We start from the raw sequence: 14857 nt of genomic DNA on the forward strand, positions 1-14857 counted from the left end.
TTCAGAGCCCCCGAGCCCGCCTGTCCGCCCTCCGGACGATGAAGCGGCTCTGAGTGGCGAGAGTTTTGACCCGCCCCCGAAAAGCCAGTCTCATGCCGCGCTGTTGGACTTCTTCAAGGCCAGAACCACCGGGCTGACGCTCGTTCTCACCGTCGCGCTGGCGCTGGGGCTTTCGCTCGCCCCGATTCCAGAGTCGTGGCGCCCCCTGCCCAGTCTCCAGCGAGGCCCCCTGGGCTCGAAGCTGGTGGCGCTGGCGCTGCCCGCGTCCTTCACCGGAGGCCGCCCCGCCCCGCCCCCTGAAATCGAGGCGGTGGCGTCGGACACGCCCAAGCAGGACGCGGTGCCGGAAGAGGACCCGGCGGACGATGCGGGGACGGAGGTGGTGGACGCGGTGCCCACGCCCGCGGTGCCCACGGTGCCGGGCATCGGTCTGGAGGAGCTGAGCGCGCCGTCGCTGGCGCGCGCCGTGGAGCTGGAGGCGCTGCGCGAGCGGATGAGCGCCCAGCACGTCGACATCGAGCCCAACTGCCGCAAGGCGCGCGCGGACGGCACCTGTGAGGAGGACGGGCTCGCCCCCTTCCACCGGGCGCTGACGGAGCTGCGCGCGGACACGCGACGCACACCGGTGCGCGTGGTGCACCTGGGGGACTCGCTCGTCGCGTCGGACTACATCACCGATGTGGTGCGAGACAGGCTCCAGGAGCGCTTCGGCTCGGGCGGCAAGGGCTTCCTCTTCATCACCCGCCCCGCCAGCGCGGGCCGGTGGACGCGCTCCGGACGGGGCTCGGACGGCTGGGAGATTGCGCGGCTGGTGGACACCAAGTGGCCCCGCGACAGGGTCGGCTGGACGGGCGTGGCCTTCACCTCGGCGAGCGGCTCGCAGAGCACGAAGTACGACGTGGAGGGCTCGCGGGTGGCGGAGCTGTTCTTCCTCGCCCAGCCGTCCAGCGGCTCCGTGCAGCTCTCCGTGGATGGCCGGCCGCTGCAGCGCATCCAGACGCGCGGCTTCTCCAAGACGAAGTCGGAGGCGGCCTTCGCGCGGGTGAATCTGCCCGAGGGCGCCAAGACGCTGTCACTCACCACGTCCGGCAAGGTGGAGCTGCACGGCGTGACGCTGGAGACGGGCACGCCGGGCGTCATCTACGACACGGTGGGCCTGTTGGGCGGCATGGCGGAGGTGTACCTGCGAGCCCAGCCCGCGGCCTTCCGCGCGCAGCTCCGTCAGCGCAAGCCGGCCATGGTGGTGCTGATGGTCGGCGGCAACGAGGCGTTCTTCTTCTCACGCGACCGCACCACGCTGGAGGAAGTGCGCGCGCAGATGAAGGAGCTGGTGTCGCGCGTGCGCGCCAACGTGCCGGACGCGGCGTGCCTCGTCATGTCGCCCATCGACGCGGGCGTGCGGACCATGGGCGGCGAGCTGGTGCCGCGTCGAGGCTCCAAGGAGGTCTCCGACATCTTCCGCGAGGAGGCGCGCCTGGGTGGCTGTGCCTTCTGGGACGCGTACACCGCCATGGGTGGCGAGGGCGCGGCCCTCCGGTGGCTGGAGGCCGGGCTGATGCTGGAGGACCTGGTGCACCCGCGCGCGAAGGGCTCGGACCTGCTCGGTCATCTCTTTGATTTGGCGCTCCAGCGAAGCTTCGCGAAGGTGCACGCGCCGCTGGTGCCGGTGGCGGATGCGCCGGGGTTGCAGGACGCGGACACCGCGCTGACGAAGACGTTCGACCGGCTGCGCCGCCGCGAGTCCGGCGAGGCCCTGCGCGTGGGCATCGCCCAGCTCGGCGCGTCGCATACCGCCTCGCACTACTTCACGGACGCGGTGCGCGGGGTGCTGACCAAGCGCTTCGGGGACGCGGGCCGGGGCTTCATCGCCGCGGGCAAGGCGTCCCCTCGCCTGGAGAACGCGCGCGTGACGCGGGAGCTGGTGGGCGACTGGAAGGTGGAGGACGCGATGGAAGCCGAGCCGGGCGGACTGTGGGGCCTCACCGGCATCCGCGCCGTGGGCTCGCCGGGCGCGAAGCTGCGCATCCAGTTCTGCAAGGACTGCCCGAACGCGAAGGCCTCGACGACGGGGCGGCTCGACTTGTACGCGCTCGACGTGCCGGACGCGAAGGCGCCGGACATCCGCGTGGATGGCGAGGACATGCCTCCTGATGCGCCGTTGCCGGAGCCGCTGACCGCGCCGATGGTGCGCATCCGCTCCTTCCCCGTCACCGGCCCCTCGCACGAGGTGGAAGTCATGGCACCGGAAGGCAGCGGCGTCACCGTGCTGGGCGCCGCGCTGGAGTACGACACGCCGGGCGTGGTGCTGGACGCGCTGGGGTTGCCCGGAGCCATGGCCTCCACGCTCGGAGGCATGGATGCGGCGGCGGTGGACGCGCAGCTCGCCTCGCGTCGGCCGGACCTGCTCGTCTTCTGGTACGGCACCAACGAGGCCGGCAAGTCGGACCTGGACGCGGCGGCGGTGGCGAACGACTACCCCGCGCTCATCGCTCGATTGCGCAAGGCCACCGGCAACGCCGAGTGCCTGCTGATGGGCCCCACGGACCGGTTGGCGCAGGACGCGAATGGCCGCTGGACGGAGGCGCCCGCGCTGGCGTCGGTGCTGGACACGCTGCCTCGGGTGGCTCGGGACGCGGGCTGCGCGTACTGGTCTCCGCGCGCGGCCATGGGCGGTGAGCGGGCGATGCTGCGCTGGCAGCGTTCCCGTCCGGTGCTGGGCCACGCGGATGGCGTGCACCTGACGCCGGAGGGCTACGAGCGACTGGCGGCGAGCTTCGCGCGGGACTTCCTGGCCGCGTACGAGCTGCGCAAGAAGACCGAGCCCACCGCGCGCATGGAGGGGAACTGACGTGCTGTCGCACAGCCTCCAGTACCTGGTCTTCGTCATCGCGGTGTTCGCGCTGTACTGGGCGGTGCACCGTCACTACTGGCCGCGCCTGTTGGTGCTGCTGGTGGCCAGCGTCTACTTCTACGCGGCGTTCACGCCCTTCCCGCTCATCATCTTCCTCATCGGCGTCACGGTGGACCACCTGCTCGTCAAGGGGATGGGACGCGCGACGTCGCAGGGCCTGCGCAAGCTGTTCGTCACGCTGTCCGTGGTGTCGAACCTGGGGTTGCTCGCGGGCTTCAAGTACCTGGAGCTTCTGCGCAAGACGGCGCTGGAGTTGGTGCCCGCGTCCTGGGGCATCCATGTTCGCGAGACGCCGTTCGATTTGATTCTGCCGCTGGGCCTGTCGTTCTTCGTCTTCCAGGCCATCAGCTACACGGTGGACGTGTACCGGGGGAAGGCCAGCTCCGAGCACTCGTTCATCGAGCACCTGCTGTACATGCTCTTCTTCCCGCGCGTGGTGAGCGGGCCCATCGTCCGCGCGTCGGAGCTGATGGCGCGTTTCAAGGACGTGCCCACGCTGACGCCGGAAGAAGGCGGACAGGCGATGTTCCGCATCGCCGTGGGTCTGGTGAAGAAGCTGGTCATCGCGGACGTGCTGGGCAGCGGCATTGTCGACCCGGTGTTCGCCTCGCCGGACAAGTACGCCTCCGCTGAGTGCATCGTCGCGGCCATCGCCTACACCTTCGAGCTCTACTACGACTTCTCGGGCTACTCGGACATCGCGCTGGGTGTGGCGGCGCTGTTCGGCTTCAAGTTCCCGGAGAACTTCAACCGGCCGTACCTGGCGAAGAACCTGGGCGAGTTCTGGAACCGGTGGCACATGAGCCTGTCCACCTGGCTGCGGGACTACCTGTACCGGCCACTGGGCGGCAACCGGGTGTCGAAGCCTCGGGTGTTGTTCAACCTGATGACGGTGATGGTGCTTGGCGGCCTCTGGCACGGCGCGGACTGGCGCTTCGCCGTCTGGGGTGGCGTGCACGGCGCGGTGCTGGGCCTGTCACGGTGCTGGGAGTGGTGGGTGGGCAAGCCGGAGAAGCCGGGTGTCCCTCGCATCGCGATGGGGATGCTGGCCACGTTCACCATCGTCGTGCTGACGCGCGTGGTGTTCCGCGCGAAGACGATGACGCACGCGGGGGAGTTCTACGCACGGATGATGGAGGGCGTGCCGGGCATCGCCAACGTCAGCCCGCTGGTGTGGGGCATGTTGGCGGCGGCGGTGTTCTTCCACGTGGTGCCGATGAAGCTCTACACGGTGGCGTCGGAGGTGTTCGTCCGGATGCCGGTGCCGGTGCGCGCCGTGGCCCTCGTCGTGCTGGGCCTGGGCATCCGCCACCTGTCGGCCGTGGAGACGCGGCCGTACGTGTACCTTCAGTTCTGACGCCGTCCGGGCGCGGTGAGCACCGACTCCAGGCCGGGCACCTGCGCGAGCTGCCCCAGGAAGTCGCGGAGGATGCGCGCGGTGGCGCCCCAGATGACGTGGGTGTCGTACGTGTAGAAGTACAAGTCGCGCTCGGCGCCGAAGACCTCCTTGCGCTCGACGCGGAGGATGGCCGGGTCCATCAGGCTGACGAGTGGCACCTCCAGGATGAAGGCCACCTCCTCCGGGCTGGGCTGGTACTTGCCGTCCCCTGGAATCACGCCGACGAAGGGCCGCACGCGGTACTGGGAGATGGTGGGCACCTCGTCCAGCATGCCCAGCACGCGCACGCCGCGCCGGTCGATGCCCAGCTCCTCTTCCGTCTCGCGCAGCGCGGTGTGCAGCGGCGTGAGGTCCTCCGCGTCGCGGCCTCCGCCCGGGAAGCTGTACTGGTTGGCGTGCGTGCGCAGGGTGGCCGGGCGTCGGGTGAAGACCACGTGCGGCACGCCGTCGCGCTCGAACAACGGCACCAGCACGGAGGCCTCGCGCAGCACGAGCCCCGGCAGGTCCACATTGCGAGCGGGACGCGCCGACAGCCGTGCCTCCACCCCCTGGAACAACGCCTCCACGCTCACGACGCCCGCCTCCCCACTAGTCGGTGATCTGCTTCTCGATTTGCTGCTTCCCCGGCTCGCGAGGCACGTCCAGGTTCTCCACGCCGGACAGCGGCTTGAGCTTGCCCGCCTGGAGCAGGCCCAGCAGCAGCAGGCCGAGCGCCACGCGGTACACCACGAACACCAGCGTCGTGCGCGAGCGCAGGTAGTTCAACAACCACGCGATGGCCGCCATGCCCGAGGCGAACGCCACCAGGGTGCCGACCCAGAGCGACACGGCGCTGGGTCGCTCGGTGGCTTGCAGCAGGTGCTTCAGCTCGAAGATGCCCGCCAGCGAGGTGGCGGGGATGGACAACAGGAACGAGTAGCGCGCCGCGTCCTCGCGCTTGAGCCCCAGCGACAGACCGCCCGTGAGCGTCGTGCCTGAGCGCGACGAGCCGGGGATGAGCGCCAGCGCCTGCCACAGGCCGATGAGGATGCCGTCCCGCCACGTCATGTCGGCCAGCGTCCGCTTGTGCGAGGCGCGCTTCTCCACCACGAAGAGGATGATGGCCAGGACGATGAGGCTGCCGGAGATGACGTAGAGCGAGCGGAACTGCGTCTCGATGGCCTTCTTGAAGGCCAGCCCGCAGATGCCGATGGGCAGCGTGCCCACCAACACGAACCACGCCAGCCGGGACTCCACGGTGCCGAAGGGCTCGCGCTTCGCCAGCCCGCGGAAGAAGGCCGTCACCAGCGAGACGATGTCCTTGCGGAAGTAGATGAGCACCGCGGCGACCGTGCCCAGTTGGATGACCGCCGAGTACGCGGCCCCCGGGTCCTTCCACCCGAACAGCTCCGGCGCGATGCGCAGGTGGGCGGTGGAGCTGATGGGCAAGAACTCGGTGAGACCCTGGACCAGTCCCAGGACGATGGCTTCAAGGAGGCTCATAGGCGCGGTCCCGGGATGTATGCCCGGACACCGCCGCCAGCAAGGGCGAACCTCCGCGTGTGTGGCGAGGCGAGCACGCGGCGTCCCCCTGGGCGCCCCGTCCAGGTAGGCTGAAGGGCGCGCCATGCCCCCTGCCCCTCCGTGCCCCTGCTGCTCCGGACTGCGCTACCGCGAGTGCTGCGCCCCCTTCCACCGGGGCGAAGCCGAACCGCCGGACGCCGAGCGACTGATGCGCAGCCGCTACGCCGCCTTCGCCCAGCGCGAGCCGACGTACCTGTGGAAGACACTTCACCCCAGCCACCCGGACCGGGCGAGACCCGAAGACGTGGTGGTGCGCGAGCTGCGTGCCTTCGCGCAGGCCCACCAGTTCCCCAAGCTGGTGGTGATGGACCGTCAGGCGCCCGACGCCCAGGGCACCGCGCAGGTGCTCTTCTTCGCGAAGGTGTTCGAGAAGGGCAAGGAGCGCTCCTTCGTGGAGCGGTCCGACTTCCGCCACGACGGCACCGGCTGGCGCTACCTCTCCGGTGACACGCTCATGCTCGGTGAGCTGACCGTCCCTCCGGAATCCCTCACGCTCGCGAACTTCCCGAAGTGAGTCCGGTCCTGGCCCCCACACGTCGACCGAGGCGCCAGATGCCTTCCTCCTCCCTGAAGCTGGCCTCTCTGCTGGAGCCCGCGAACCGAGGCGACTGGAACACCGTCCTCGACAGTCTGCTCGTGGCCTGGCGCGCCACGCCGAACACCGCGCTGGCCGACCGCATCGTCACCGTGGGACAGAAGCTCTCCGACGACATCCCCCCGCCCAAGGATTGGGATCCGCTCGCGAAGAAGCCCGACGCGGCGAACCTCACGACGCTGCTCGCCGCGCTGCTCGACAAGGGCTCGGTGAAGGGGCGGGGTCGGCTGGAGACACTCGCGGACTGGCCCGAGGACCCGCGCATCGACCGCCAGGTCGCGAGCTGGTTCGTGGACCCGCCGTTCACCAGCTCCGGGGCCCGTCCGTTCTGGACACGACTGGCTCCCCTGGCGCGCCGCATCCGGGATGCCCAGGCCGCGAGCGCGATGCTGAAGGCGCGCGCGGGCTACGACAAGCAGGAGGACTTCGAGGAGTTCCTCGCTGGCCACGTCGACCGGATTCGTGTCCAGCTCGAGGCCGCGAAGGACGCCGGGCTTCAAGCCAGCGATGCGAAGGTCCTCGCCCAGCTCGACACGGCCCTTCATGAGTCCACGCCACCGAAGCCCCGCAACGCCGAGGACGCGGAGGACCTGCTGGCCCAGGTGCTCGCGAACCCCAAGGACGAAGAAGCCCGAGCCGTGCTGGCCGACGTGCTGCTGGAGCAGGGCCACCCACGCGGCGAGCTCATCGCGCTCCAGCTCGAGGCCACCCGGCGGCCCCTCACCGCCGCCGAGCGCAAGCGGGAGCAACTGCTGCTCAAGAGCGCCCGGAAGGAGCTGCTCGGCCCGCTCGACGAGGCGCTCAAGCCCGACTGCATCTTCACGCGAGGCTTCCTGTCCCACGCCGCGCTGAAGCAGGGCAACGCGCGCGCCACCCAGAGCGCCATCGAGAAGGTGGCGGGCCATCCCCTGTGGGCCACGGTGGAGCATCTGGAAGGTCGCGGCGACTACGACATCACCACGCATCCGGTGATGAAGTCGCTGCGCTCGCTCGCGTACAGCGACGTGGGGCTCCGGGATTTGGCGAAGAGGCCTCGGCTCGAGTCCCTGGCGGTACGTGGCGCCGTGGACGTCTGGACGGAGCTGGGCCAGGACCCCAGCGCGTTCCCCTCGCTGCGCCACCTGGACCTCTTCCTCTTCCCCTGGTCGGTCTCCGGTTTCCTGGCAACACCGCTCGTGTCCCGGATGGAGCGACTCCAGGTTCGCATCTACGTGAGCGCCCCCCAAATCCCGTTGGCGGCGATGGAGTTCTTCCCGCTCGTGCCGAAGCTGAAGGTCCCAGACGCCACCTTCCGACTGGTGCTCAACGACTCCAAGGACTGGAGCTACGGTTTCCGCTTCGTGCGCGAGCCAGATGGCAAGCACGCGGTCCACCTCTTCACCACGACGATGAACGAACCCCACGAGCAGCTCGTGCGCGACGACCTCCTCGCCGGACTCGAACAGATTGCGCGGCTCAAGCGCTCGAAGCTCACCTTGGCCCATCGGCTGCGCTCGGACGTGAAGGCTGAAGTCGAGCAACGCCTCAAGGCGCTCGGCGGCACGCTCGAGACCTGAAGCGCTCGCGAGGAACCGCGACGAGGCCCGGCGTGACGTCTCCGGGCCTCGTCACTTCACCCACGCTTAGCGAGGCACCGTCGTTCCGGACGGCGACGGCTTGGCAGCGGGAGCCGCGTCACTGGTGTCATCGACGGCGTTGGCGGTCCTCCAGGCGAGTGCCGCGAAGCCATCCGGCACCGCACCTCCCTCGTCCTCCGGGTCCGGCGGCGGCTTGTCCCCAATCTCATCCGACTGGTTGGTGCAGGGGTCATACGGCGGTGGCGCGCTCTGCTCCTCGTTTCCCCCCTGATTGCCCTGCCGCGGGTTGGAGCCCGCGTCGACGGCGTCGGTCCCCACGGAGCCTTCGCCCCGAGCCCTCACCGGCGCGGTGAACGTCGTCGTGGGGATGCCCTTGCGGTGGACCTGCGCGAGGAACGCCTCGCTGGAGACGCGGTCACCCGATACGGCGTAGGCGAAGGTCTTCTGGCCGGGGTTGACGCCCAGCGCGAGGAACCTGCCCGTGCTGGGGCACAGCCCGATGACCATCTGCGTGGCGCCCTCGGGCAACCGCGCGTTGGGCGGCAGGCGTTGGACCTTGGGAGTCTTCGGCATCGGACCGGGCTCGGGGCACGACGGGCTCGGCGTCACCGGTCGCGTGCCCAGCGTGCGGCATCCCGTCACCGCACCCACGAGCACCAGGCACATCATCCACTTGTTCATGTTCTTCATCGTCTTCCCCCTCCACTCGAACCAGGCGGGCCCATCCCGCCCTCATTCAAAAACCAGGACGGAGCGAACCCAACTGCGCGGGTCCCGCCGCATCCACGTCATCCGCACGTCTCGCAGTGCATTCGCCGCGCGCTCTCCGCGCTGAATCCGCTCACGCACCGCATTGAAGAAAGGTCCCGCTTCGGCATCGGGTACATCCACCGTCGCCGCGAGCACCGTGCGTGCCCCCGCGTCCAGGAACGCCACGGGCAGGCTGAAGCGCTCATACGTCCAGGTGGTGCCATGCGCGGCCCGGCACGCGGCCAGGATGACCAGGGGCTGGCCTCGCAGCTTCGTCGCGCGCACCTCGCCCGCGGTGAGCGCGTAGCGGCCACCCGCCTCGGGGGACAACACCAGGAGCGACGCCTCGGACACATCCGGGTTCATCAAGCCGTGGGCATGGACCTCGATTTGCGAGGCGTCCGCCATCGCCTCCAGCACCCCTGAAGGCGTGGCCTGCCGCCCCAACAACATCGTGGCGTCATCCCCAGGCAGCCCCGCCCATCCACCGAGCGCGGGCAGCCCCAGCGACGCGGGCGCCTGCACCTCCGCCACCACCAGCCGACGCCCCATGCTGGTCGCCGGCACGGACGGCTGTGGCCTCACCACGTGGTAGGCCCACGCCAGGTCCTCGGGCAGGAGCCCCGCGCGACCATGCAGCGGAGGACGCGCCACCACCTCCACCCTCGGGCACGCCCGCAGCATCGCCGTCACCGACTCGGGAACCAGCCCTTGGAGCTCCTCATCCAGCGGGGTGCGGCGGCTCGCATCGTGGTGCTCCACCAGCCGGCCATCCGGGCCACGCGCCAGCACCAGCGTCCGCTCGACATCCACGGTGACGGCGAGGACACACTGTCCGGGAAGCGCGCCGCCCAGCTCCTCGCCGAAGAGCTGGAACGCCTTCTCGGACTCTCCCGCCCGGGCCGCCGCGAAGAGCAGCGACGTGTAGCTGTAGGCGCGGGCCTTCCGCGCATCGACGCTGGTGGACGGAAGGCGCCGTGCTTCATCGATGGACTGCCAGAGCAACGCCTCGCCGCGCGCCCTGTCCTGCTCCACCAGGAAGCGACCCTCGATGTGCGTGAGCAACGCGGCCTCGCCCGGGGTGAGCGTGTGCTGCTGGCGTCGCTCCGACATGCCCGCCACCAGTCGAGCGTCCTGCTCCGGGTCTGGCATCAGCCGCGCCAGGTCCGAGAGCGTCTTCGCTCCCGAGAGCAGCAAGGGCGTCTTGCAGGACAGTGCCTCGCGCATGCGCTCCCGGGCCTGCTCCACGGAGAAGGTCCCCAGCAAGGCCAGCGCGTCGTTGGAGCGGACGAAGTGGCGGATGGTGCAGTCATCGGGACGCTGCGCGAGCGCTTCCTCCAGGTACGCCCGCGCCTGAGCGGCGTCACCCTGGTAGCGGGCGAGCTGCCCGAGTTGGAGGAGGAGCTGCGTCTCGCCCCACCTCGGGTCCGTGCGGTACAGGGCGCGCGCGGCCTGGAGGTGACGGTGGGACTCCGCCAGTCGATGGAGCTGGCGATACAAATCACCCAGGTCCGCTTCAATCGGGATGCAACGGTAACCGAGGGGATGCTGCTGGCAGAGCGAGGCGGCGCTCAGGAGGTGTTGCTCCGCCTGGAGCAGCTCTCCTCGGGAGATGGCCACGCTGGCGCGCTCGTGCGCCAAGAGGAGTGTGAACCACGGGTCTCCGAGTCGGGTGATGAGCGGCGCGAGTTCCTCCAGCCGTTCCCCCACCTTCTCCTCACGCACCAGCGCGCCCAGGTACAGGTCCATCTCGCCGGCGTCCCGCAGCTCCTCCAGGAACGTGGCGAGTCCACCGGCGACGTCATGCGTGCGGTACAGCTCCAGGTAGCGACGGGCCAGGGGCGCGCGGACCTGGAAGTCGCGTCCGCTCGCCCTGTGGATGGCATCGCCCAGCGCCGTGCCGCCATCGCGCGCATCCAGGACCGCGGCCATCGGCTCCAGCGCGCGCAGCCGCTCCACCGAGGGCGCCGCGCGAATGGCCTCGTACAGGTACATGCGGAACATGCCGGGGTAGGCACGGAGGACCTCGGCGGACACGGGCTCGCCCTGCGTCACGAGCGCATGTCCTCGCGCCGAAATCTCGCGCCGGTCCTCCGTGCCCATCAGCCGAGCGCGCGCCGCGTCCGCGCGAGTCTTCGCCTCCGCCGCCCAGCCCGGCTCTCCCAGCGCGGCCACGGCGTCGAAGGAGCGCGCGGTGAGCGCCCACAGCTCCAGGTCCCGCAGCACCAGGCTGCGGTTCCACAGCGCCTGCGCATGCTTCGGCTGAGCGCTCAGCACCCCCTCCAACAGCGCCAGCGCCGTGGCGGAGTCCCCCTGGTCCAACGCCATGATGGCCTTGTCGCTGGCCACGTCCGGAGACGTCCCCGCCTTCGCCAGATAGGGAGCGGCCAGCTCCGCGTTGCGGCGCACCAGATAGGCCGCCGCGAGCCCATGCATGTCGCCCTCGGCCTCCAGCCGCGCCAACTCGCTCAGCGGCGCCGGAGGCGGACCGCCCGCATCCCCCGAGCGCAGCGGTCCATAGGGACGGTGCACGTCCGCGCCGGGATAGCTCACCCGCGCCTCCAGAGTGCGCACCGGAGCGCCGGTCAGGAACAGCTCCGGCGATACGGGCGTGGGACTCCACCGCGAGCGCAAACCCGCCGCGACAGCGGCGGCTCCCGCGATGCCCACCACCACCATGAGCGCGGCCCACCTCGGCCGCGGAATCGAGGACCAGGACCCGTCATCCACCGCCGTACTCCCCGCGTATGTGCCCTGGAAGCCCATGCCCACCCAACGGCAGGGCTCCAGAATCTTCCCGCCGGACGCTACGCCGCTTCTTTCGTCATCGCGATGCCGCCGGGACGCGGCGCTCCACGTGCACGGTCGAAGTTGACGAGCGCGCGGGCTTCGAGCCGCGAGCCCGTGGACGAGGCACCACGGCGTCGTGTCCGGAGGACCGCGCACCTACGGGCTCCCCCCTCACACGGCGGGCCGCGAGCCCTGGCGCAAGCCTTGCTCCCGCACCGGCCCCGACGCGCGAAGCTCGACCCCCGTCGCGCAGAACCGGAGCCCCATGTTCCGCATCCCCTCGACCCTGCTCGCCCTCTTCACCCTCGCCACCTCCAGCGCGCTCGCCGCCGCGCCCAAGGCCCCACCGGCCCACCCGGGCTGTTTCCTGTTGATGGACCTGGAGACAGGCAAGGTGACTCGCAACGACGCGGCGAAGTGCGCCACACGGCTGCCTCCCGCCTCCACCTTCAAGGTGCCCCACGCGCTCATCGCCCTGGAGACAGGTGTCGTGTCGAGCGTGGACGAGGTGCGCGAGTGGGACGGCACGAAGCACTCCATCGCGATGTGGAACCAGGACCAGACGCTGGACACGGCCATGCGCCGCTCCGCGCTGTGGTTCTTCCAGGGCACGGCGAAGCAAATCGGCCGCGAGCGCATGGAGGACTGGCTCAAGCGCTTCCACTACGGCACGCAGGACGCCTCCGGCGAAATCACCCTCTTCTGGCTGGGTGGTCCCCTGCGCATCTCCCCCGACGAGCAGCTCGACTTCCTCGCGCGCATGTTCCGGGGCGAGCTCCCCGTCAGCCCCCAGGTTCTGGAGAAGGTGAAGGGCACGATGACTCACGGACCGGACACCGTGGCCAGCGTCCGCGACGGCATCAACCTGGGCGGTCCCTGGAAGGAGGGCGCGGTGCTGAGCGCCAAGACGGGCTGGTACCCGAACAAGGCGGAGGGTGACGTCACCTGGCTGGTGGGCCACATCGCCTCTCCCAAGGGCCGCCACGTCTTCGTCAGCGCCGTGCGCTCTCCCCCGGGCAAGTCCCCGGCGCGCTCGCCAGCACTCTCCAGCGCCATCGACGCACTCAAGGCGCAAGGCCTGCTCTGAAACGACGATGGGCCGCTTCCCACTCGGGAGGCGGCCCATCTCGGCTTTCGCGTCAGCCCCGGACGTCGGGGCGTTCGCGAGAGGAACTCAGACCACCTTGAGGCGACGGCCCGTGGAGGTGCTGTTCGCCGCATCCTTGAGCGCGTCCTTCTTGTCCGTGCGCTCCCAGGTGAACTCCTTCTCCGTGCGGCCGAAGTGCCCGTACGCGGCGGTCTTCTGGTAGATGGGCCGCAGCAGGTCCAGGTGCTCCGTGATTTCGCGCGGCTTCAGGCCGAACGTCTGACGGATGGCCTTGGCGATGCGCTCCTCGGGAACCGTGGCGGTGCCGAAGGTCTCCACCATGACGCTGACGGGCTCGGCCACGCCGATGGCGTAGGAGACCTGCACCTCGCAGCGGGTCGCCAGACCCGCGGCCACCACCGTCTTGGCGATGTGACGCCCCATGTACGCGGCGGAGCGGTCCACCTTGGACGGGTCCTTGCCGCTGAAGGCGCCGCCACCGTGACGGCCCATGCCGCCGTAGGTGTCGACGATGATCTTCCGGCCGGTGAGGCCCGAGTCGCCCATGGGGCCACCCACCACGAAGCGGCCCGTGGGGTTGATGTAGAACTTGGTCTTGTTGTCGATGAGCTTCTTGGGGAGCGCCTTCGCGATGACGTCCTCGCGGATGGCCTCCTGGATCTTCTTGTTGGAGACGTCGTCCGAGTGCTGGGTGGACACCACCACCGCGTCGATGCGCACCGGGCGGCCCTCGCGGTACTCCACCGTCACCTGGCTCTTGCCGTCGGGACGAAGCCAGTCGTGCTGCTTGCGGCGCACGTCCGCCAGCTTGCGGGTCAGCGCGTGGGCGTAGTGCAGCGGGGCGGGCATCAGCTCCGGCGTCTCGTCGCACGCGAAGCCGAACATCATGCCCTGGTCACCGGCGCCCTGCTCCTTCTTGTTGTCCACGCCGCGCGCGATGTCCTGGCTCTGGCCTTCGATGGCCACCATGACGCCGCAGGTGTTGCCGTCGTAGCCCATGGAGCTGTCGGTGTAGCCAATCCGGCAGATGGTGCTGCGGACAATCTTGGGGATGTCCACGTAGGTGTTCGTCGTCACCTCGCCGGCGACAATCGCGAGGCCCGTCTTGACCAGCGTCTCCACGGCGACGCGAGCCTGCGGGTCCTTGGCGATGATGGCGTCCAGGACGCCGTCGGAGATCTGATCCGCGATCTTGTCCGGGTGGCCCTCGGTGACGGATTCAGACGTGAACAGGTAGTCGGTAGGCATGTCGTCTCAGTGCAAGGGGGGCGCATACCGCGCGCGCGGGCGGACACTAAAGTGTGGTCCCAAGGGAGTCAAACGGCCAGCAAGCCCGCTTCATTCGAGTGTCCGCCATGCGGGGCGAGCGGGCTTGGAGCCCGGCCGCCGAGCATCCGGGGTTGAATTTCGCGAGGCGCCCGGCGTTCTCCTGGGCTAACAGAACGCCGAGCATTCGCTGTGGAGGACTCGCCCGACATGAACGCCCGCTTCCGTACCCTCTCCCTCCTGGTCGCCTTCACCCTGTCCGTGCCCGCACTGGCCGCGGCGCCGAAGAAGGACGACCCGGTCGTCAAGCCGGTGAAGACGGTGGTGACGTCCGTGCGCTACGAGCGCGACGCGGCGGCCCTCAAGCTCTTCGGCGGTGAGGAGCAGGGGAAGTTCCTGCTCGGCGACTCGTGGGCCAAGGGCACCGATGCGCAGCGCAAGGAGTTCGTCACCCTCTTCCACGGCCTGTTCGCGAAGATCGCCTTCCCGCGCGTCCGGGAGAACTTCAAGTCGCTGGAGGACATCGTCTACTCCCCCGCCGAGGTGACGGGCAACGAGGCCACGGTGGACTCCGTCGTCTTCATCAAGCACCCGCTGAAGACGCAGGAGATGAAGCTGAAGTACCGGCTGGTGAAGGACGCCTCCGCGTGGAAGGTCGTGGACGTGACGGTGCTGGGCTCCTCCATGCTCCAGGACATCCGCGACACGCAGGTGCAGCCGCTGCTGGCCCAGGGTGGCTGGGACAAGCTGCTGGAGCGCATGCGGCAGGAGCTGGCGAAGAAGTAGCCGCCGCTCCCACTCCCGACGGCCAGGCCACCAGGCCCCCGGCCGTCGGAGGGGTTCCGAGGGGGCGACGCCTGGCGTAGTCTCGCCCTCCCCCTCCTGCCTGGTCGATGAC

At 69.8% G+C, this 14857-nt stretch carries 11 protein-coding genes; 6 read left to right on the plus strand and 5 right to left on the minus strand.

Features of this window, described 5'->3' with window-relative positions:
* Together HUW62_RS38420 and HUW62_RS38425 are read left to right on the plus strand one after the other, a co-directional pair.
* On the plus strand, positions 1-2848 hold a 2848-nt coding region (locus HUW62_RS38420; RefSeq protein WP_255203891.1), incomplete at its 5' end, for a GDSL-type esterase/lipase family protein.
* Between the two features lies 1 nt (position 2849).
* Complete coding sequence (locus HUW62_RS38425) at positions 2850-4268, plus strand: MBOAT family protein (protein WP_176437237.1); 1419 nt, start codon at positions 2850-2852, stop codon at positions 4266-4268.
* Here the strand turns inward: HUW62_RS38425 and HUW62_RS38430 are convergent.
* Together HUW62_RS38430 and HUW62_RS38435 are read right to left on the minus strand one after the other, a co-directional pair.
* Positions 4259-4882 (minus strand): CoA pyrophosphatase, encoded by a 624-nt coding sequence (locus HUW62_RS38430; RefSeq protein WP_163863912.1) that lies wholly within the window; start codon positions 4880-4882, stop codon positions 4259-4261. The two genes, HUW62_RS38425 and HUW62_RS38430, sit on opposite strands and share 10 nt — an antisense overlap.
* A gap of 16 nt (positions 4883-4898) precedes the next feature.
* Complete coding sequence (locus HUW62_RS38435; RefSeq protein ID WP_163863913.1) at positions 4899-5792, minus strand: undecaprenyl-diphosphate phosphatase; 894 nt, start codon at positions 5790-5792, stop codon at positions 4899-4901.
* Positions 5793-5916: 124 nt separating this feature from the next.
* Between HUW62_RS38435 and HUW62_RS38440 the strand changes: the two genes are divergently transcribed.
* Positions 5917-6387: a YchJ family protein gene (locus HUW62_RS38440; RefSeq protein ID WP_163863914.1), complete on the plus strand. Its 471-nt coding sequence runs from the start codon at positions 5917-5919 to the stop codon at positions 6385-6387.
* A gap of 38 nt (positions 6388-6425) precedes the next feature.
* Positions 6426-8024, plus strand: coding sequence for a TIGR02996 domain-containing protein (locus HUW62_RS38445; RefSeq protein ID WP_176437238.1), 1599 nt, complete (start codon positions 6426-6428; stop codon positions 8022-8024).
* 66 nt (positions 8025-8090) lie between these two features.
* Here HUW62_RS38445 and HUW62_RS38450 read toward each other — a convergent pair whose 3' ends face one another.
* Positions 8091-8735 carry a hypothetical protein gene (locus HUW62_RS38450; protein ID WP_163863916.1) on the minus strand — a complete coding sequence of 215 codons (645 nt, stop codon included), beginning with the start codon at positions 8733-8735 and terminating at the stop codon, positions 8091-8093.
* Positions 8736-8777: 42 nt separating this feature from the next.
* Positions 8778-11561 (minus strand): CHAT domain-containing protein, encoded by a 2784-nt coding sequence (locus tag HUW62_RS38455; RefSeq protein WP_255203892.1) that lies wholly within the window; start codon positions 11559-11561, stop codon positions 8778-8780.
* A gap of 289 nt (positions 11562-11850) precedes the next feature.
* Between HUW62_RS38455 and HUW62_RS38460 the strand changes: the two genes are divergently transcribed.
* The gene (locus tag HUW62_RS38460; protein WP_176437240.1) at positions 11851-12672 is read left to right on the plus strand and encodes a class D beta-lactamase; all 822 of its coding nucleotides are present in this window, start codon (positions 11851-11853) and stop codon (positions 12670-12672) included.
* 87 nt (positions 12673-12759) lie between these two features.
* On the opposite strand, the gene metK is transcribed toward HUW62_RS38460, so the two are convergent.
* Positions 12760-13941, minus strand: a complete 1182-nt coding sequence (metK, locus tag HUW62_RS38465) for a methionine adenosyltransferase (protein WP_163863919.1) — start codon at positions 13939-13941, stop codon at positions 12760-12762.
* Between the two features lie 228 nt (positions 13942-14169).
* Here metK and HUW62_RS38470 point away from each other — a divergent pair, with 228 nt between their 5' ends.
* Entirely contained in the window at positions 14170-14745 is a 576-nt protein-coding gene (locus HUW62_RS38470; protein ID WP_163863920.1) for an ABC transporter substrate-binding protein, read from the plus strand.
* Positions 14746-14857: the final 112 nt, after the last annotated feature.

It is taken from the genome of Myxococcus sp. AM011 (assembly GCF_013372595.1).
In the GTDB taxonomy this organism is placed as follows: Bacteria; Myxococcota; Myxococcia; order Myxococcales; family Myxococcaceae; genus Myxococcus; species Myxococcus eversor.

Coding starts and splice junctions, on each gene's coding strand:
- HUW62_RS38450 (WP_163863916.1), bottom strand. CDS start 8,735: ATGAAGAACATGAACAAGTGGATGATGTGCCTGGTGCTCGTGGGTGCG.
- HUW62_RS38470 (WP_163863920.1), top strand. CDS start 14,170: ATGAACGCCCGCTTCCGTACCCTCTCCCTCCTGGTCGCCTTCACCCTG.
- HUW62_RS38435 (WP_163863913.1), bottom strand. CDS start 5,792: ATGAGCCTCCTTGAAGCCATCGTCCTGGGACTGGTCCAGGGTCTCACC.
- HUW62_RS38460 (WP_176437240.1), top strand. CDS start 11,851: ATGTTCCGCATCCCCTCGACCCTGCTCGCCCTCTTCACCCTCGCCACC.
- HUW62_RS38455 (WP_255203892.1), bottom strand. CDS start 11,561: ATGGGCTTCCAGGGCACATACGCGGGGAGTACGGCGGTGGATGACGGG.
- HUW62_RS38440 (WP_163863914.1), top strand. CDS start 5,917: ATGCCCCCTGCCCCTCCGTGCCCCTGCTGCTCCGGACTGCGCTACCGC.
- metK (WP_163863919.1), bottom strand. CDS start 13,941: ATGCCTACCGACTACCTGTTCACGTCTGAATCCGTCACCGAGGGCCAC.
- HUW62_RS38445 (WP_176437238.1), top strand. CDS start 6,426: ATGCCTTCCTCCTCCCTGAAGCTGGCCTCTCTGCTGGAGCCCGCGAAC.